Below are 18,423 nucleotides of genomic sequence, written 5' to 3'. Positions count from 1 at the left end.
GCATGCATGCTAACCCAGGAACAGGATCAGCAACTGGTTGAACGGGTACAGCGCGGAGACAAACGGGCTTTCGATCTGCTGGTGCTGAAATACCAGCACAAGATCCTCGGGTTGATCGTGCGGTTCGTGCACGACGCCCAGGAAGCCCAGGACGTTGCGCAGGAGGCTTTCATCAAGGCGTATCGCGCCTTGGGCAACTTCCGCGGTGACAGTGCCTTCTATACCTGGTTGTACCGGATCGCCATCAATACCGCGAAGAACCACCTGGTGGCGCGCGGTCGGCGACCACCGGACAGCGATGTGACAGCCGAGGATGCGGAGTTCTTCGATGGCGACCACGCCCTGAAGGACATCGAATCGCCGGAACGGGCAATGTTGCGGGACGAGATCGAGGAAACGGTCCATCGCACCATCCAGCAACTGCCAGAGGACCTGCGCACGGCATTGACCCTGCGCGAATTCGAGGGATTGAGCTACGAGGATATCGCCACCGTGATGCAATGCCCGGTGGGTACGGTCCGCTCACGGATCTTCCGTGCGCGGGAAGCGATAGACAAAGCCTTGCAGCCGTTGCTGCATGATGAACAGCCCTGAATACGGCGGAACAGCCAAGAGAGGTACGCCATGAGTCGTGAAGCCCTGCAGGAGTCGCTGTCCGCACTGATGGATAACGAAGCGGACGAACTCGAACTGCGCCGGGTACTCGCAGCCTGCGGTGAAGACGCGGAAATGCGTGCCGCCTGGTCGCGCTATCAACTGGCCCGGTCGGTGATGCACCGCGAGCCGGTGCTGCCCAAGCTGGACATCGCCGCCGCGGTATCGGCTGCGCTGGCCGAGGAGGCCGCCCCGGCACAGCCGCGGCGCAATCCGTGGCGCAACGTCGGGCGCGTGGCGGTCGCCGCATCGGTGACACTGGCCGTGCTGGCGGGTGTTCGTCTATACCATCAGAATGATAGCGTTGCTCCGAGCCTGGCCCAGCAAGGCGCCACGCCGCAGATCACCCTGCCGCAGGTGCAGGGCCCGGCGGTACTGGCCGGCTACAGCCAGGACGAGGACGCACCGCAGGTCATCACTGGTGGCGCGGGCAGCCCCACCACCTGGCATGAACAGCGTCTTCCGGGATATCTCCGCCAGCATGCCCAGCAGTCGGCGGTGAACGGTGCCGACAGCGCCCTGCCTTACGCGCGAGCCGCCAGCCTGGAAAGTCGCTGAAACCCCTTTAAGGAGCGTCATGCGCGCCACCTTCCTGTTGTTCTTCCTGGGCGGTCTGCTGGCAATGCCGGTACAGGCCGCCGACGTTCAGGCGTGGGTCAAGCGGCTGACCGAGGGCCAGCAGCGACAAAGCTTCCAGGGCACCTTCGTCTACGAGCGCAACGGCATCTTCTCCACCCATGAGGTCTGGCGTCTGGTCGAGCCCGACGGCTCGGTGCGCGAGCACTGGCTGCAGCTGGACGGCCCGCGCCAGGAAGTGGTCAAGCGCGATGGCGTGACCCAGTGCATCGCCGGCGGCATGGCCGGGCAGCTGGGCGCCGGGCAGCTATGGCCGGTGCGCAAGCTGGTCTCGGACGACCTGGCTTCCTGGTACGACATCCGCATGGTCGGCCAGTCCCGCATCGCCGGGCGCGCGGCCACGGTGATCGGGCTGATCCCCCGCGACCAGTACCGCTACGGCTTCGAGCTGCACCTGGACCAGGAAACCGGCTTGCCGCTGAAGTCGCTGCTGCTCAACGACAAGGGTCAGCCGCTGGAACGCCTGCAGTTCACCCAGTTCAGCACCGCGGCGCCGGACGACAGCGGCCTGCAGCCCTCCGAGGCCTGCCAGGCGGTTCCCGCGGGCAAGCCGGACGCCCCGGTCGCCAGCAACTGGCGCTCGGAATGGGTGCCGCCGGGTTTCACCCTGAACAACACCTATGAGCGCCGCAGTCCGGTATCGGACGACCGCGTCGTCAGCATGGACTACGGCGATGGCCTGGCGCGTTTTTCGATCTTCATCGAGCCGCTGCACGGCGCCAGGATCGACGACGCGCGCACCCAGCTGGGCCCGACCTCGGTGGTGTCCAAACGCCTCAACACCGAAGATGGCGGCATGATGGTCACCGTTGTCGGCGAGATTCCCACCGGGACCGCCGAACGCATCGCCATGTCGGTGCGTCCGCAGGCGCCCGCCCAGGGAGCCGCCGCGCAGTGATCGAAGAGCGGGGGCGGGTGATCGGCGTCGAATCCGCAGCGGTGCGGGTCCAGACGCTGCGCCAGGGCACCTGCTCAGCCTGCAGCGCCAAGGCCGGATGCGGCCAGGGATTGTTGCAGCAATTGGGCTCCTCTGCGGGGCGCGGCGAAGTCCGCGCCCTTTCTGCTTTCCAGCTCGGGGTGGGTGACGAGGTGGTGCTCGGCATACGCGAGGACCTCTTGTTGAAATGCGCCCTGATGTTCTATCTATTCCCCCTGCTCGGCCTGTTCGCCGCTACGCTGCTCGCGTGGTGCGCCGGCCTCGCCGAGCCCTGGTTGATCCTGGCCGGCCTCGCGGGTTTCCTCGTGACCTGGCTGTGGGTACGGCGCCATGCCCGGCGCCATTCGGATGACCCGGCGTTGCAGCCGGTTGTGCTGCGCACGCTGGTCACAGGGGCCGAGGGCCCCGCCTAAGTCCACTTCCCTTTGAATACGGGAGCAGTAGTCCATGCAAACCCTGAAACGCAGTATGGCCGCGATGGTCGCCCTGCTGGCCTTGAGCCTGTCGGTGGTCGCCCGCGCCGAATTGCCGGATTTCACCCCGCTGGTGGAGAAGGCTTCGCCGGCCGTAGTGAACATCAGTACCACCCAGAAGGTGCCGGACCAGGTCGCCAGCGCTCAGATGCCCGACCTGGAAGGCCTGCCGCCGATGTTCCGCGACTTCATCGAGCGCAGCATGCCGCGTGGCCAACGCCCGCCGCGTGGGGCGCAGCGCGAGGCGCAATCCCTGGGTTCGGGGTTCATCATTTCCGATGATGGCTACGTCCTGACCAACAACCACGTGGTCGCCGACGCCGACGAGATCGTCGTGCGCCTGTCCGACCGCAGCGAGCACAAGGCCAAGCTGATCGGCGCCGATCCGCGCAGCGACGTGGCCCTGCTGAAGATCGAGGCCAAGGGCCTGCCGACCCTCAAGCTGGGCGATTCCGACAAGCTCAAGGTCGGTGAGTGGGTGCTGGCCATCGGCTCGCCGTTCGGCTTCGACCACTCGGTGACCGCCGGCATCGTCAGCGCCAAGGGCCGCAGCCTGCCGAACGAGAACTACGTGCCCTTCATCCAGACCGACGTGGCCATCAACCCGGGCAACTCCGGCGGCCCGCTGCTGAACCTGCAGGGCGAGGTGGTCGGCATCAACTCGCAGATCTTCACCCGCTCCGGCGGCTTCATGGGCCTGTCCTTCGCCATCCCGATCGACGTCGCCATGAACGTGGCCGACCAGTTGAAGAAAGGCGGCAAGGTCAGCCGCGGCTGGCTGGGCGTGGTGATCCAGGAAGTCAGCAAGGACCTCGCCGAATCCCTCGGCCTGGACAAGCCGGCCGGCGCCCTGGTGGCCCAACTGGTGCAGGACGGCCCGGCGGCCAAGGGCGGCCTGCAGGTCGGCGACGTGATCCTCAGCCTGAACGGCCAGACCATCAACGAGTCGGCCGACCTGCCGCACCTGGTCGGCGGCATGAAGCCGGGCGACAAGGCGGCCCTGGACGTGTTCCGCGATGGTTCGCGCAAGACCCTGAACATGACCATCGGCAACCTGCCGGACGAGGACGACGAAGTCGCCGCCGTCGAAGGGCAGGGCGCCGAGCGCAGCAGCAACCGCATGGGCGTGACCGTCGCCGACCTCACCGCCGAACAGCGCAAGTCGCTGGACATCAAGGGCGGCGTGGTGATCAAGGACGTCCAGGACGGCCCGGCGGCGATGATCGGCCTGCGTCCGGGCGACGTCATCACCCACCTGAACAACCGCACGGTGGATTCCGCCAAGGCCTTCTCCGACATCGCCAAGGCGCTGCCGAAGGGCAAGTCGGTGTCCATGCGCGTTCTGCGCCAGGGGCGTGCCAGCTTCATCACCTTCAAGCTGGGGGAATGACTGGCGGATAGGTAGGCCGGAAAAGGGTCGTGCCACAGGGGCATCCGGTGTGGCCGATGAATCCAACCGCGGACGGAGCCCGCTCCTACGGCGTGCTTCCCTGAACCGTAGGAGCAACTGTCTGCGTCGAGGTGCTTTTCGTAGGATGGGTTGAGCTTGCGAAACCCATGCGGTTGCGCTGATGGGTATCGCTTCGCTCAACGCCATCCTACGAAAAGCCGTGCTTCCTGGAAGCGTAGGAGCGGGCTCTGTCCGCGATTCGGCGGATAACGCCGCACGCAGAAACCTCCGGGCGCACCGGAATACCTCTGAAGGCCAAATGAAAAACGCCGTTTCCCCCTCAGGAAACGGCGTTTTTTCTTAGGCGCATTCAGCGCGGCTCAGCGGAACGCCCAGCGCACCCCCAGCCAGGCGGTACGCGGCGCCCCCGGAGCAACGAATGTCTCCCCCACAGAATTGCTGCGCCTGCCATTGACCGTGCCATTGCCGGCAGCGCCATCGGTACGCATCACGCCATTGTCGTCGAACGGATTGGCGCCAAGCATGCCGGCCGTGGCGTACTCACGGTCGAACAGGTTGTTGACCTGGGCGAAGACGCGCCAGGCCGGGGTGAGCTGGTAGGCGCCGTTGAGGTTGAACACGGTGTAGCCGCCGATCTCGCCGCCGCCCTGGTACAGGCCGCCGCTCTGGTGGTCGTTGTTCTCGTTGCCGCGCACGTAGGAGCCGGAGACGCTGATGGCATCGGCGCCGAGGCTCAGGCGCTCGGTCACCGCGTAGTCGGCCGACAGCTTGAGGATGTTGCGCGGGATCAGCGGAATGCGGTCGCCGGACTTCACGCTGATGTTGCCGTCCTCCGCGCTGCTGTTGGCCTCGCCCAGGAAAGTTTCGCCCGAGCGGTAGGTGGCGTCGATGAAGGTGTAGTCGGCGGCCAGCGCCCAGTCGCCCCAGTTCCCGGAAATGCCGGTTTCGATGCCGCGCCGGCGGGTTTCGCCGAAGTTCGCGAAGTAGCCGCTGCCGCTGGTGCTGGACGACACGAACATGATGTCGTTGCTGTTGCGCGCGCTGAACAGCCCGGCGTTCCACTGCATGTTGTCGCCGATCAGGCCGCGCAGGCCGGCTTCCCAGGTGCGCGTCACCACCTGTTCCAGCGGCGGATCGCCGGCCATGGAGTTGGGCAGGCGGCAGGGCGACTCGGGGTTGGCGCAGCCCAGTTCGATGGTGGTCGGGGCACGGCTGCCTTCGCTGTAGCCGACGTAGGTGGTCAGGCTGGGCGTCGGGCGGAAGGTCAGGCCGATGGCCGGGTTGAAGCGGTTGAAGCTGTGCTTGCCGCTGAGCGAGGCGTTCTCGTCGACGGTATCGCCCAGGGCGTCGCCGTCGAGTTCGTAGTGGGACAGTTGGTCGTGGTTACGCACCGAGATGGCGTTGTAGCGCCCGGACAGCGTGAGATCCAGCGTCGGGGCCAGGCTCAGGGTGTCGCTGCCGTAGAGGCTCCAGGTGCGGGTGTTGCCCTTCAGCCGCGCGGCGCGGTCGTCCAGTTCGCCGTCGAGGTTGAAGGCGTTGCCGGCTTCGGCGTACACGCCGGTACCGACGATGCCGCGGTCGGCGGTGAGCGCGCCGTATTCGGCCGACTGGCGGAAGCGTACCTGGCTGTAGTCGAAGCCGCCGCCCAGGGACAGCAGGTTTTCCTTGCCGAACAGGCGGTTGCGCAGCGAGAACTGCTCGAACAGGCCGATGTTGCTCTGCGTGGTACTGGTGCGGTTGATCATCCCGGTGCATTTCTCGCCGGGCTCGCCGCCCGCCTCGAACTGCGCGATGCAGGCCGCCAGGTTCGCCGCGGTGGTGTAGCTGCCGGCCGTCGGGAGGATGTTCTGCCCGGCTTCGCCGATGCCCTCGGGCAGGGACTCGTCGTTGATGTCGCCGTTGAAGGTGTCGGTCTTGATGTGGCGGTAGTAGAGGTTGCCGGAAGCGCTCAGGTCGTCGCTGTAGTCGTGGTTCCACTGCAGGTTGAGGAAGTTGGCGGTGTTCTGCGTGTTGTCCGGGTAGGTGTACACGCTGTCGCGGTCGCGGCGCAGGAAGCTCTCGGGGACCATGCCGTTACCGTTGAGGTCGCTGTCGGCGAAGCTGTAGGTCAGCTTCAGGTCGGTGGCTTCGCCCTGCCAGCCGAGCTTGCCGAACAGCTGCTGCGCGTCGGAGTCGGAGTGGTCGCGCCAGCCGTCTTCCTCGAAATGGGTGCCGGCGAAGAACCAGTCCCATTGCCCCTCGCTGCCGCCGTATTCGGCCTCGCCGATCCTGCGCCCATAGGAGCCCAGGGTGGCCTGGACGGCGCCGCCGGGGTTGTCGCGGCCATTCTTTGTCTGCACCGAAAGCGCGCCGCCCAGGGTGTTGAGGCCGAACAGCGGGTTGCTGCCGGGCATCAGTTGTGCGCCGGCGATGGCGTTGTCGGGGATCAGGTCCCAGCTGACGACGTCGCCGAACGGCTGGTTCATGCGCACGCCGTCGAGGTACAGCGACAGCCCCTGGGGCGTGCCGAGCAGCGGCGAGGCGGTGAAGCCGCGGTAATTGATGTCCGGCTGCAGCGGGTTGTTCTGGATCTCGTTGACGTAGACCCCGGCGCTGCGCCGCTTGAGGTAGTCGGCCAGGTCGAGCGCCTGGCTTTTCTGCATGTCCTCGCCGCTGAAGGTCTGCACCGGCGCGGCGATCCGGTCGCGGGAAACGCCCAGCGAGGGCAGCGGCAGGCTGCTGATCACCTCGCTCTGCCCGAGCGACAGGGGCTGCTCGCCGTCCGCGGCGCGGGCGGGCAGGGCGAGGCCGGCGGCGTGGGCCACGAGCAGGACGAGGGCACTCGGGCCGAAGAGGTGGCGTCTGGGCATGGCAGTGCTTCCTGGTTCTTGTTGGCGTTATGGAGCGGCGCGGCCGAATCGCTCCGCCGCGCCAGGGCCAGGCGCGCAGGTGCTCGGTGGGGAGGGGGGGCCTTGGCCGGCGTGCGGCTGCACGGAGGACACTAGGGCCCTGGGTGGGGTGGGAAAATCCTACGTTGGATGCGGGCGCATCGTACGAACGTACTGGATGGCGGCCGCTGGGCGTCGGCAGCGCTGCGGCGCAGGGTGACGCCTGGCTGCGGATTCAGGTAAACTCCCCGGCTATTTTTCGGCGGATCGCCGCCTTCAGCCTTCCGAGTGTGTCAAGCCGTGAGTGACCTGAGTCATATCCGCAACTTCTCCATCATCGCCCACATCGACCATGGCAAGTCGACCCTGGCCGACCGCTTCATCCAGATGTGCGGTGGTCTGTCCGACCGCGAGATGGAAGCGCAGGTCCTCGACTCCATGGACCTGGAGCGCGAGCGGGGCATCACCATCAAGGCCCACAGCGTCACCCTGTACTACAAGGCCAAGGACGGTAAGACCTACCAGCTGAACTTCATCGACACCCCCGGCCACGTCGACTTCACCTACGAAGTCAGCCGCTCCCTGGCCGCCTGCGAGGGCGCGCTGCTGGTAGTGGACGCCGGCCAGGGCGTCGAGGCGCAGTCGGTGGCCAACTGCTACACCGCCATCGAGCAGGGCCTGGAAGTCATGCCCGTGCTGAACAAGATGGACCTGCCGCAGGCCGACCCGGACCGCGTGAAGGACGAGATCGAAAGCATCATCGGCATCGACGCCACCGACGCCGTGGCCTGCTCGGCGAAGAGCGGCATGGGCGTGGACGAGGTGCTCGAACGCCTGGTGCAGACCATCCCGGCGCCCGAGGGCGAGATCGAGGCGCCGCTGCAGGCGCTGATCATCGACTCCTGGTTCGACAACTACCTGGGCGTGGTCTCGCTGGTGCGCGTCAAGCACGGCCGCGTCAAGAAGGGCGACAAGATCCTGGTGAAGTCCACCGGCAAGCTGCACCAGGTGGACAGCGTCGGCGTGTTCTCGCCCAAGCACACCGAGACGCCGGACCTCAAGGCCGGCGAAGTGGGCTTCATCATCGCCGGCATCAAGGACATCCACGGCGCGCCCGTGGGCGACACCCTGACCCTCAGCACCACCCCCGACGTGGCCGTGCTGCCCGGCTTCAAGCGCATCAAGCCGCAGGTCTACGCCGGCCTGTTCCCGGTCAGCTCCGACGACTTCGAGGACTTCCGCGAAGCCCTGCAGAAGCTGACGCTGAACGACGCCGCCCTGCAGTACGAGCCGGAAAGCTCCGAGGCCCTGGGCTTCGGCTTCCGCATCGGCTTCCTCGGCATGCTGCACATGGAGATCATCCAGGAGCGCCTGGAGCGCGAATACGACCTGGACCTGATCACCACGGCGCCCACCGTAATCTTCGAGATCGTGCAGAAGAACGGCGACATCCTCTATGTCGACAACCCGTCCAAGCTGCCCGACCTTTCGTCCATCGACGAGATGCGCGAGCCCATCTGCCGGGCCACCATCCTTGTGCCTCAGGAGCACCTGGGCAACGTCATCACCCTGTGCATCGAGAAACGCGGTGTGCAGCGTGACATGCACTTCCTCAGCGGCCAGGTCCAGGTGATCTACGACCTGCCGATGAACGAAGTGGTGCTGGACTTCTTCGACCGTCTGAAGTCGACCAGCCGCGGCTACGCCTCGCTGGACTACAGCTTCGACCGCTTCGAGCCGGCCAACCTGGTCCGTCTCGACGTGCTGATCAACGGCGAGAAGGTGGACGCCCTCGCCCTGATCGTCCACCGCGACAACGCCCCCTACAAGGGGCGCCAGCTGGTGGAGAAGATGAAGGAACTGATCCCGCGTCAGATGTTCGACGTCGCGATTCAGGCGGCCATCGGCGGGCAGATCATCGCCCGCTCGACGGTCAAGGCGCTCAGGAAGAACGTGCTGGCCAAGTGCTACGGTGGTGACGTGAGCCGTAAGCGCAAGCTGCTGGAGAAGCAAAAGGCCGGTAAGAAAAGGATGAAGCAGGTCGGTAGCGTGGAGATTCCCCAGGAAGCCTTCCTCGCCGTGCTCAAAGTGGACAGTTAGATTCTATGACGCTGAATTTCCCGCTGTTGCTGGTGATCGCCGTCGCCCTGTGCGGCGCCCTGGCCCTGGTCGACCTGGTGCTTTTCGCACCGCGCCGCCGGGCCGCCATCTCCGCCTACCAGGGCTCGGTCACCGAGCCCGATCCGGAAGTGCTGGACAAGCTGAACAAGGAACCCGTGCTGATCGAGTACGGCAAGTCCTTCTTCCCGGTGCTGTTCATCGTGCTGGTGCTGCGGTCCTTCCTGGTCGAGCCGTTCCAGATCCCCTCCGGCTCGATGAAGCCCACCCTCGAGGTCGGCGACTTCATCCTGGTCAACAAGTTCGCCTACGGCATCCGCCTGCCGGTGCTGGATGCCAAGGTGATCCCGGTCGGCGACCCGCAGCGCGGTGACGTCATGGTGTTCCGCTACCCCAGCGACCCGAACATCAACTACATCAAGCGCGTGGTCGGCGTGCCGGGCGACCGCATCCGCTACACCAGCGACAAGCGCCTGTACGTCAACGACCAGCTGGTGGCCGAGCAACTGATCGGCGAGGAGCCGGGCAGCCTGGGCAGCGTGACCCTCTACCAGGAGAAGCTGGGCGAGGCCGAGCACCTGATCCGCAAGGAAATGACGCGCTACCGCGTGGAGCCCGGCAAGGAGTGGACGGTACCCGCCGGGCACTACTTCATGATGGGCGACAACCGCGACAACTCCAACGACAGCCGCTACTGGAACGATCCGAAGATCCCGAAGGAGCTGCTGGGCATGGTTCCGGACCGCAACATCGTCGGCAAGGCCTTCGCCGTGTGGATGAGCTGGCCGGACCCGAAACTGCGCAACCTGCCGAACTTCTCGCGGGTCGGCGTGATTCACTGAATGTGAGATGCGTCGAGCGCCGGCCGCCGGTCGGTGCTAGAACGAAGGGCGGGGCGGCACGCGGGGAGCGGGTCTGCCCCGCTTGCACTTGGAACCGCCGGTGGCGGGGGATGAGAACCATACCGACATGAGGTCAGCATGAAGTACGCAGGTTCGCAGAAGGGGATGTCGTTGCTGGGTTGGCTGGTGGTGCTGGCCATTGTGGCCTTCCTGGCCAGTACCGCATTCAAGATCATTCCGCACTACCTCGACTACTACGCCATCGAGAAGGCCATCAAATCGGTGGAAACCGACAAGGCGGCGGATGTGCGCAGCGTCCCGGAGTTCTACTCTTACGTGGACAAGGCGCTGACCATCAACAACATCCGCGACCTCAAGCTCGAGGACGCGCTGACCGTGGAACAGGACAACAACGAGTTCCGCGCGCACCTGAAGTATGAAAAACGCGAGCCGCTGATCGAGAACCTCGACCTGGTGGTCCACTTCGACAAAGAATTCCGTGTAAGAACGCCGTGAGCAATACCCTGGATCGACTCGAGCGCAAGCTCGGCTACACCTTCAAGGACCAGGACCTGATGGTCCTGGCCCTGACCCATCGCAGCTTCGCCGGGCGCAACAACGAGCGCCTGGAGTTCCTCGGTGACGCCATCCTCAACTTCGTCATCGGCGAAGCCCTGTTCAGCCACTTCCCGCAGGCCCGCGAGGGCCAGCTGTCGCGCCTGCGCGCGCGGCTGGTCAAGGGCGAGACCCTGGCCCTGCTGGCCCGTGGCTTCGAACTGGGCGACTACCTGCGCCTGGGCTCGGGCGAGCTCAAGAGCGGCGGTTTCCGCCGCGAGTCGATCCTCGCCGACGCCATGGAAGCGCTGATCGGCGCCATCTACCTGGACACCGGCATGGATTCCGCGCGCGAGCGCATCCTCGCCTGGCTCGGCCCGCAACTGCGCGAGCTGACCCCGGTGGACACCAACAAGGACCCCAAGACGCGCCTGCAGGAGTTCCTGCAGTCGCGCGCCTGCGAGCTGCCGCGCTACGACGTGGTGGACATCCAGGGCGAACCGCATTGCCGGACCTTCTTCGTCGAGTGCGAAGTGGCCCTGCTGAACGACAAGACCCACGGGCACGGCGGCAGCCGCCGCATCGCCGAGCAGGTGGCCGCCGCCGCCGCGCTGGTGGCCCTGGGCGTGGAGAATGGCCATGACTGAACAACACGACGACATCAGCCGCTGCGGCTACGTCGCCATCGTCGGCCGCCCCAACGTGGGCAAGTCGACGCTGCTCAACCACATCCTCGGGCAGAAGCTGGCCATCACCTCGCGCAAGCCGCAGACCACCCGCCACACCCTGCTCGGCATCAAGACCGAAGGCGCGGTGCAGGCGGTGTACGTCGACACCCCCGGCCTGCACAAGGACAACGACAAGGCGCTGAATCGCTACATGAACCGCTCCGCCAGCGCCGCGCTGAAGGACGTCGACGTGGTGATCTTCGTCGTCGACCGCCTGCGCTGGACCGACGAGGACCAGATGGTCCTGGACCGCGTGCAGCACGTCAGTTGCCCGGTGCTGATCGCGGTGAACAAGGTCGACCGCCTGGAAGACAAGGCCGAACTGCTGCCGCACCTGCAATGGCTCACCGAGCAACTGCCCAAGGCCGAAGTGGTGCCGATCTCCGCCCAGCACGGGCAGAACCTAGACCTGCTGGAAAAACTGGTGGCCGAGCGCCTGCCGGAAAGCGAGCACTTCTTCCCCGAAGACCAGATCACCGACCGCAGCAGCCGCTTCCTCGCCGCCGAGCTGGTGCGCGAGAAGATCATGCGCCAGCTCGGCGCCGAGCTGCCCTACCAGATCACCGTGGAGATCGAGGAGTTCAAGCAGGAAGGCCGCGTGCTGCACATCCACGCGCTGATCCTGGTGGAACGCGAAGGGCAGAAGAAGATCATCATCGGCGACAAGGGCGAGCGCATCAAAAGCATCGGCCAGAGCGCGCGCAAGGACATGGAAGTGCTGTTCGACTCCAAGGTCATGCTCAACCTCTGGGTCAAGGTGAAGGGCGGCTGGTCCGACGACGAACGCGCCCTGCGCTCGCTCGGCTACGGCGACCTCTGACACCCACCCGCGCGGCCCGCTCCAACGGGCCGCCTGAAGGCCGCACCCGCGCATGAGCCTCGTCAGCGTTCCCCTGCCGACCTTCATCCTGCACAGCCGCCCGTACAAGGAAACCAGCGCGCTGGTGGACTTCTTCACCCCCGAAGGCCGCCTGCGCGCGGTGTTGCGCGGCGCGCGCGGCAAGTCCGGGGCGCTGGCGCGGCCGTTCGTGCCGCTGGAGGCGGAGTTTCGCGGCCGCGGCGAGCTGAAGAACGTCAGCCGCCTGGAAGCCGCCGGCATCCCCAACCTGCTGGTGGGCGAGGCGCTGTTCAGCGGCCTCTACCTCAACGAACTGCTGATTCGCGTGCTGCCGGCCGAGGTCGCCCATCCCGGGCTGTTCGAGCACTACCGCGCGACCCTGCCGGCGCTGGCCGCCGGGCGCCCGCTGGAGCCCTTGCTGCGTGCCTTCGAATGGCGGCTGCTGGACGAGCTGGGCTATGGTTTCGCCCTCGATCGCGATATTGTCGGACAAGATATCGTCCCCGGCGGCCTCTACCGCCTGCTGCCCGACGCCGGCCTGGAGCCGGTGGGCGGCTTCCAGCCGGGCCTGTTCCACGGCGCCGACCTGCTGGCCATGGCCGAGGCCGACTGGAGCGCCCCCGGCGCCCTGGCCGCGGCCAAGCGCCTGATGCGCCAGGCCCTGGCGCCGCACCTCGGCGGCCGACCGCTGGTCAGCCGCGAACTCTTCATGAATCGCAAGGAACCTCCCCGTGACTGAAGCCAACCGCATCCTCCTCGGCGTCAACATCGATCATGTCGCGACCCTGCGCCAGGCCCGCGGCACCCGCTACCCGGACCCGGTGAAAGCGGCGCTGGACGCCGAGGAAGCCGGCGCCGACGGCATCACCGTGCACCTGCGCGAGGACCGCCGGCACATCCAGGACCGCGACGTGCGCGTGCTCGCCGAGGTGCTGCAGACGCGCATGAACTTCGAGATGGGCGTGACCGAGGAGATGCTGGCCTTCGCCGAGGCGATCCGCCCGGCCCACGTCTGCCTGGTCCCGGAAACCCGCCAGGAACTGACCACCGAGGGCGGCCTGGACGTGGCCGGCCAGGAGGCGCGCATCCACGCCGCGGTGCAGCGCCTGGCCGCCGCCGGCTGCGAGGTGTCGCTGTTCATCGACGCCGACCCGCGGCAGATCGAGGCCTCCGCCCGCGTCGGCGCGCCGGCCATCGAACTGCACACCGGACGCTACGCCGACGCCCACGGCGCGGCGGAAACCGCGCTGGAGCTGGCGCGCATCCGCGACGGCGTGGAGGCCGGCCTGTCCCACGGGCTGATAGTCAACGCCGGCCACGGGCTGCACTACCACAACGTAGAGGCGGTGGCGGCGATCGCCGGGATCAACGAACTGAACATCGGCCACGCTTTGGTGGCCCACGCGCTGTTCGTCGGCTTCAAGCAGGCGGTGGCGGAGATGAAAGCGCTGATCGTGGCGGCGGCCAAGCGCTGAGCCCTAGGGGGCCGGGCGCGGCCTCGGCGTTGGTGGAGGCCGCGGTGTATCGGCGTATAACCGCGAACGGTTATACGCCCTACGCCGAGGCTGCTTTTCGTAGGATGGCGTTGAGCGAAGCGATATCCATCACCACAACCTCCGGCGTTGGCGGAGGCGGCGATGTATCGGCGTATAACCGCGAACGGTTATACGCCCTACGCCGAGGCTGCTTTTCGTAGGATGGCGTTGAGCGAAGCGATACCCATCAGCGCAACCTCCGGCGTTGGCGGAGGCGGCGGTGTATCGGCGTATAACCGCGAACGGTTATACGCCCTACGCTGAGGCTGCTTTTCGTAGGATGGCATTGAGCGAAGCGATACCCATCAGCGCAACCGCATGGGTATCGCAAGCTCAACCCATCCTACGAAAAGCCGTGCTTCCTGGAACCGTAGGAGCGGGCCCTGCCCGCGATTCGCGCGCAGGGCGCGTGCGCAGGCCTAGGGCTTACGCGCCACCAGGGTGGCGCGCAGCGGCGCCGGCAGGCCTTCGAGGGTGCTGCTGGGGTCGTGCGGGTCGAGGAATTCCGGCAGCGACTGGTAGCGCATCCACTGGGTGGAACGCTGTTCCTCCACCGTGGTGCGGCTCTGGTCGACGCAGCGCACATCCGTGAAGCCGGCGCGGCGCAGCCACAGTTCCAGGGCCGCCACCGAGGGCAGGAACCAGACGTTGCGCATCTGCGCGTAGCGGTCCTCCGGCACCAGCACGGTGGTGACGTCGCCTTCCACCACCAGGGTTTCCAGCACCAGTTCGCCGCCGCGGCGCAGGCAGTCCTTGAGCGCGTAGAGATGGTCGATGGGCGAGCGGCGGTGGTAGAGCACGCCCATGGAGAACAGGGTGTCGAAGCCTTCCAGGCTCGAAGGCAGCTCCTCCAGGGTGAGCGGCAGGTGCCAGGCGGGCAGCTCCGGCAGGTAGCGCTTCATGGCCAGGAACTGGCAGAAGAACAGCCAGTTCGGGTCCACCCCCACCACGCTGCGGGCGCCGGCGCCGAGCATGCGCCACTGGTAGTAGCCGTTGCCGCAGCCGACGTCGAGGATGCGCTTGCCGGCCAGGTCCAGGTGCGGCGAGACGCGCTCCCATTTCCAGTCCGAACGCCACTCGGTATCGATGTGCACGCCGAACACGTCGAAGGGCCCCTTGCGCCAGGGGATCAGCCCTTGCAGGGCCGTCTTCAGTTCGGCTCGGGTGGCCTCGTCGCAGGCGCCTTCCAGAGCGAAGCAGCGGGCCAGCTCGACGCTTTCGGCGCGCAGTCCGGGCAACTGGTCGACGGCGGCCAGCCAGCGTTCCAGGTCGCCGTGGCCGTCCGCCACCTTGGCCGCGAGCTGCGCGGCGAGGGATTCGCTCCAGGCTTGCAGGGGCGTGCCGGCCAGTTCCCGGCGCAGGCCGTCGAGGGCGAAGCGTTCGATCATGGCAGGGCGACCAGCGAGGCGAAGTTCAGGCACTGGAACCAGGGCACCACCTTGGAGAAACCGGCCCGGGCCAGGCGCTCGCGGTGCTCGTCCAGGGTGTCCGGGCGCATCACGTTCTCGATGGCGGTGCGCTTCTGGGCGATCTCCAGCTCGCTGTAGCCGTTGGCTCGCTTGAAGTCCAGGTGCAGCTCGTTCAGCAGCTCCTGCTCGGCGTCGTCGCTGAAGCGCAGCTTCTCCGAGAGGATGAGCGCGCCGCCGGGCCGCAGGGCCTGGCGGATGCGCTGCAGCAACTCCAGGCGCTTGCCGGGCTCGATGAACTGCAGGGTGAAGTTCATGGCCACCAGCGAGCAGCTCTGGAAGTCCATGGCCAGGATGTCCGCCTCCAGCAGGTCCGCCGGCAGCAGTTCCTGGTACATGGCGTCCTGGGCGCTGAGGTACTCGCGGCAGCGCGCCAGCATGGCGGCGGAGTTGTCCACGCCCAGCACCCGGCAGCCGTCGGCCCTGACGTGGCGGCGCAGCGCCTGGGTCACCGCGCCCAGCGAGCAGCCCAGGTCGTAGATCAGGCTGTGCGGCTGGGCGAAGCGCGCGCCGAGCACGCCGATGTTCTCGACGATGGTCGGGTAGCCCGGCACCGAGCGCTTGATCATGTCCGGGAAGACGCGCGCCACGTCCTCGTTGAAGGTGAAGTCGGCGACGTGTTCCTGGGGTTGGGCGAAGATGCGGTCAGACTCGCTCACGCGGTGGGGCCTCGGTACGGTGGTGCGGACGGCCGGCGCCAGTCTCGGACGCCGGGGTGCGCATTGTAGCCGAGCGGGCGGGGCGCCCCAACCTCCGGGCGACGAGCCCGGCGCCTCACTTGAGCTTGTCGGAGAAGTACTCGCCGGCGCCCTGCAGCGGGCCCAGGGGGTTCTTCTTGTCTTCCACGCGGCGGATGTTCGGTTCGCCGTTGCTGACCTTGTGCACCACCACGTCGTCGATCAGCACGAACACCGGGCGGAACGACCAGCCCTGGACCTGGCGGCGCTTGCGGAAGTTGAACATGTCGGCCCAGAAGCTGCCGATGCGCTGGCTGTCGGTCTTGTTGAAGTCGAAGGAATAGCCGATGCAGCGGTCCTTGGCCTGCAGGCAGGTCACCAGGCCGTCGGGCAGGTAGTCGATGGGGATGTTCGGCTGCACGAAGAGCAGGCGCACGTCGATGAACGAGAGCATCTTGGCGTTGCCCTGGGTCAGCGGGTCGAAGCCCAGGCTGAGCAGTTGCGAGCGCGTGGTCCGGCCCGGCACCACCTGTTCGTAGCGGTGCTCGGCGTCCTGGTAGTCGATGAAGGGGGACTGCACCTCGGCGCGTTCGCTGGGCAGCAGGCTGCCGCACGCGCCAAGCATCAGACAGGTTCCAAGCATCCCCAGCAAACGGACTTCAGCACGCATGAAACCTCTCCATTCGATACTCCCTGGTATTTGATCTATAGACGATGACGGCAGCGCCTGCTGGACTTTTCTACAGGGCGAATGTGTCAGTCGACAGAGACCAGGTACTCGCGCATCAGCGGTGCCCAGGCGTCGCCTTCGCGCAGCCTGCGCAGGCCCTCGTCGAGCTGCGCCAGGCGTGCGTCGGCGTTCTTCAGGTGTGGGCTCAGGGCCACGTACATCGGCCGCGGGCTGGGCAGCTCGCCGGCGCTGCGGACCTGCCCGCCGAGGCCCTGGCGCTGGAGGTAGCGGTCGACGATGCGGCGGTCCTCGACCACCACGTCGACGCGGCCGAGCAGCAGCTTCTGCAGGTTGCGTTCGAGCACGCGCTCGCCGCTGAGGACCTGCACCCGCTCGTGGTCGTCCAGGTTGCGGTCGCGCCAGGCGTCCAGTTGCTCGCCGTAGGAATAGCCCTGGGCCAGGCCGACGGCGAGCCCGTCGAGGGAGGCCGGGTCGCGGTAGCGCCAGTCGCTGTCGGCGCGGGTGTAGAAATGCATGTCGGCCCAGGCGATGGGCTCGCGGCCGATCAGCAGCCCCTGGCTTTCCTCCGCGTAGGCGCCGATCACCCCGTCGATCAGGCCTTCGCGGGCCATCTGCAGGGCCCGCGACCAGGGCAGGTTCTCGAACTGCGGCGGCTCGGGCAGGGCCTGGCCCAGGCCTTCGAGCAGGTAGCCGGGTTTCTCCGGCGTCTGCGGACACAGGTAGGGGCACCAGTCGTCGCCGCCCAGGCGCAGCGGCTCGGCGGTGGCGCCCAGGGCTGCCGCGCAGCACAGGGCGGTGAGGGTGGCGCGCAGCATGGCGTCCTCAGGCGAGGGGGTTCGCCTGCGAGTATGGCAGAGGCGTATGGCGCGCACTAACCGAGGCGGCGATGCCCAGTTGGCCGAGCCAGTAGCTGAGCATGATGGCGTAGCCGGAACCGGCGAAGGGCGAGACGAAGCGGTTGATGCCGATCATGCCGTCGGAGATCACGAACAGCAGGGCGCCGGCGGCGGCCAGGCGAGCGCTGGGCGAGGCCTGCGGCAGCCGGGCCAGGGCGCGCCAGAGCATGCAGGCGATCACCAGGCTGTACGCCGCGATGGGCAGGCGCAGCGGGCCCAGGCCCTGGCGGTCGAGCAGCAGGAACAGGCCGCCGCCCAGCACCACGGCGCAAGCCAGGGCCAATGGCGCGGGGCGCCGTGTCTCGCCCAGGTAGGCGGCGAGGTAGGCCAGGTGGGCGAGGAGAAAGGCACACAGGCCGGGTACGAAGGCGTTGAGCGGCCACTCCAGCAGCACGTCGCCGAGCAGCGACAGCGCCAGGCCCAGGGCTATCCAGCGGCGGTAGGCGGTGGCGGGTTCGCGGCTCACCCAGCCCAGCAGGGCGATGATCGGCAGCGGCTTGCAGAGCATGCGCAGCCAGGGCAGGTCGAGGGCGATGCCGAGCAGGTAGGCGAGGCCGGCGAGGACGGCCAGGGGGAGCAGCCAGCGCATCTGTCGATTCTCCGCAGCAGGGTGCGTCGACTGTGCCGCAGCCGTCGCCGCCGCCCCAGGCCGCGGGCGTCAGATCGGGTGGTATTTGGCGCCGCGTTCAGTACGCCTTGAGCGCGCAGTCGAAGGTGCGCTCGGGGGCGACGTCGGCCTCCCAGGGGCGGCGGTAGGCCAGTTGCAGGTGGTCCTCGCCGCTGGCGGTGACGCGGAAGCGCCAGGTGGACTCGCCGGCGCTGCCGACCAGGCCGCTGTCCTCGGGATTGTTGTAGACCTCCGGGCCCAGGCTGGCCAGCACGTGGCTGGCGGGGTTGCGCACTTCCCAGCGGAAACCGGTGGTGGGGTTGCTCGGCAGCATCAGCACCAGTTCCTGGCCCTGGTGCAGTTCCAGGGGCTTGCAGGGCTTGTCGTCTTCCAGGCTGACCACGGGCTTGGGTTGGCTGGCGCAGGCGGCGAGCAACAGCAGGGGCAGGGCGAGCAGGGGGCGGGGCGACGGCATGACGACTCCTCGGGCTG

Annotated in this window: 19 protein-coding genes; 12 read left to right on the top strand and 7 right to left on the bottom strand. The window is 67.2% G+C overall.

What is annotated here, in order from left to right:
* Window positions 1-6 precede the first annotated feature (6 nt).
* Genes rpoE through IG194_RS07030 form a run of 5 tightly spaced genes read left to right on the top strand, consistent with a single transcriptional unit; the run spans window position 7 to window position 4,090 of the window.
* Window positions 7-594: an RNA polymerase sigma factor RpoE gene (gene rpoE, locus IG194_RS07050; RefSeq protein WP_009616435.1), complete on the top strand. Its 588-nt coding sequence runs from the start codon at window positions 7-9 to the stop codon at window positions 592-594.
* 30 nt (window positions 595-624) lie between these two features.
* The gene (locus tag IG194_RS07045; RefSeq protein WP_043271382.1) at window positions 625-1,212 is read left to right on the top strand and encodes a sigma-E factor negative regulatory protein; all 588 of its coding nucleotides are present in this window, start codon (window positions 625-627) and stop codon (window positions 1,210-1,212) included.
* A 19-nt stretch (window positions 1,213-1,231) separates the two neighbouring features.
* Window positions 1,232-2,188, top strand: a complete 957-nt coding sequence (locus IG194_RS07040) for a MucB/RseB C-terminal domain-containing protein (RefSeq protein ID WP_058487301.1) — start codon at window positions 1,232-1,234, stop codon at window positions 2,186-2,188.
* Window positions 2,185-2,640 carry a SoxR reducing system RseC family protein gene (locus IG194_RS07035; protein WP_058487300.1) on the top strand — a complete coding sequence of 152 codons (456 nt, stop codon included), beginning with the start codon at window positions 2,185-2,187 and terminating at the stop codon, window positions 2,638-2,640. The genes IG194_RS07040 and IG194_RS07035 overlap by 4 nt, the downstream gene beginning before the upstream one ends.
* 34 nt (window positions 2,641-2,674) lie before the next feature.
* Window positions 2,675-4,090, top strand: coding sequence for a DegQ family serine endoprotease (locus tag IG194_RS07030; protein WP_009616442.1), 1,416 nt, complete (start codon window positions 2,675-2,677; stop codon window positions 4,088-4,090).
* 380 nt (window positions 4,091-4,470) lie between these two features.
* Here the strand turns inward: IG194_RS07030 and IG194_RS07025 are convergent, their stop codons facing one another.
* On the bottom strand, window positions 4,471-6,960 hold the full coding sequence (locus IG194_RS07025; protein ID WP_058487299.1) for a TonB-dependent receptor: 2,490 nt from the start codon (window positions 6,958-6,960) through the stop codon (window positions 4,471-4,473).
* Between the two features lie 318 nt (window positions 6,961-7,278).
* Here IG194_RS07025 and lepA point away from each other — a divergent pair, with 318 nt between their 5' ends.
* From lepA to pdxJ, 7 genes are all read left to right on the top strand, one after another.
* The gene (lepA, locus tag IG194_RS07020; protein WP_009616447.1) at window positions 7,279-9,078 is read left to right on the top strand and encodes a translation elongation factor 4; all 1,800 of its coding nucleotides are present in this window, start codon (window positions 7,279-7,281) and stop codon (window positions 9,076-9,078) included.
* Window positions 9,079-9,083: 5 nt separating this feature from the next.
* Window positions 9,084-9,938: a signal peptidase I gene (gene lepB / locus IG194_RS07015; RefSeq protein ID WP_009616449.1), complete on the top strand. Its 855-nt coding sequence runs from the start codon at window positions 9,084-9,086 to the stop codon at window positions 9,936-9,938.
* Window positions 9,939-10,076: 138 nt separating this feature from the next.
* The gene (locus IG194_RS07010; RefSeq protein WP_009616451.1) at window positions 10,077-10,454 is read left to right on the top strand and encodes a DUF4845 domain-containing protein; all 378 of its coding nucleotides are present in this window, start codon (window positions 10,077-10,079) and stop codon (window positions 10,452-10,454) included.
* Window positions 10,451-11,140 (top strand): ribonuclease III, encoded by a 690-nt coding sequence (gene rnc / locus IG194_RS07005; RefSeq protein ID WP_009616452.1) that lies wholly within the window; start codon window positions 10,451-10,453, stop codon window positions 11,138-11,140. The genes IG194_RS07010 and rnc overlap by 4 nt, the downstream gene beginning before the upstream one ends.
* A complete protein-coding gene (gene era / locus IG194_RS07000) occupies window positions 11,133-12,041 on the top strand; it encodes a GTPase Era (RefSeq protein ID WP_058487298.1) in 909 nt (302 codons plus the stop codon). Before rnc ends, era begins: the two co-directional genes overlap by 8 nt.
* Window positions 12,042-12,093: 52 nt before the next feature.
* Entirely contained in the window at window positions 12,094-12,798 is a 705-nt protein-coding gene (gene recO / locus IG194_RS06995) for a DNA repair protein RecO (RefSeq protein WP_058487297.1), read from the top strand.
* On the top strand, window positions 12,791-13,534 hold the full coding sequence (gene pdxJ, locus IG194_RS06990) for a pyridoxine 5'-phosphate synthase (protein ID WP_009616458.1): 744 nt from the start codon (window positions 12,791-12,793) through the stop codon (window positions 13,532-13,534). Before recO ends, pdxJ begins: the two co-directional genes overlap by 8 nt.
* Window positions 13,535-14,013: 479 nt before the next feature.
* Here the strand turns inward: pdxJ and cmoB are convergent, their stop codons facing one another.
* The 6 genes from cmoB to IG194_RS06960 all read right to left on the bottom strand — a co-directional run bounded on the left by cmoB (window position 14,014) and on the right by IG194_RS06960 (window position 18,406).
* Window positions 14,014-14,982, bottom strand: coding sequence for a tRNA 5-methoxyuridine(34)/uridine 5-oxyacetic acid(34) synthase CmoB (gene cmoB, locus IG194_RS06985; protein WP_058487296.1), 969 nt, complete (start codon window positions 14,980-14,982; stop codon window positions 14,014-14,016).
* Window positions 14,979-15,719 (bottom strand): carboxy-S-adenosyl-L-methionine synthase CmoA, encoded by a 741-nt coding sequence (cmoA, locus tag IG194_RS06980; RefSeq protein WP_058487295.1) that lies wholly within the window; start codon window positions 15,717-15,719, stop codon window positions 14,979-14,981. Before cmoA ends, cmoB begins: the two co-directional genes overlap by 4 nt.
* 115 nt (window positions 15,720-15,834) lie before the next feature.
* Complete coding sequence (locus tag IG194_RS06975) at window positions 15,835-16,407, bottom strand: hypothetical protein (RefSeq protein WP_009616464.1); 573 nt, start codon at window positions 16,405-16,407, stop codon at window positions 15,835-15,837.
* A gap of 86 nt (window positions 16,408-16,493) precedes the next feature.
* Complete coding sequence (locus IG194_RS06970; protein ID WP_058487294.1) at window positions 16,494-17,243, bottom strand: substrate-binding periplasmic protein; 750 nt, start codon at window positions 17,241-17,243, stop codon at window positions 16,494-16,496.
* A 7-nt stretch (window positions 17,244-17,250) separates the two neighbouring features.
* Window positions 17,251-17,913, bottom strand: coding sequence for a lysoplasmalogenase (locus IG194_RS06965; protein WP_058487293.1), 663 nt, complete (start codon window positions 17,911-17,913; stop codon window positions 17,251-17,253).
* Between the two features lie 97 nt (window positions 17,914-18,010).
* The gene (locus tag IG194_RS06960) at window positions 18,011-18,406 is read right to left on the bottom strand and encodes a protease inhibitor I42 family protein (protein ID WP_043271366.1); all 396 of its coding nucleotides are present in this window, start codon (window positions 18,404-18,406) and stop codon (window positions 18,011-18,013) included.
* Window positions 18,407-18,423 lie beyond the last annotated feature (17 nt).

The organism is Pseudomonas sp. ADPe, from assembly GCF_014843515.1.
In the GTDB taxonomy this organism is placed as follows: domain Bacteria; phylum Pseudomonadota; class Gammaproteobacteria; order Pseudomonadales; family Pseudomonadaceae; genus Pseudomonas; species Pseudomonas citronellolis.
Note: the sequence above shows the minus strand (reverse complement) of the source record. Positions and strands in the feature narration are given on the sequence as shown.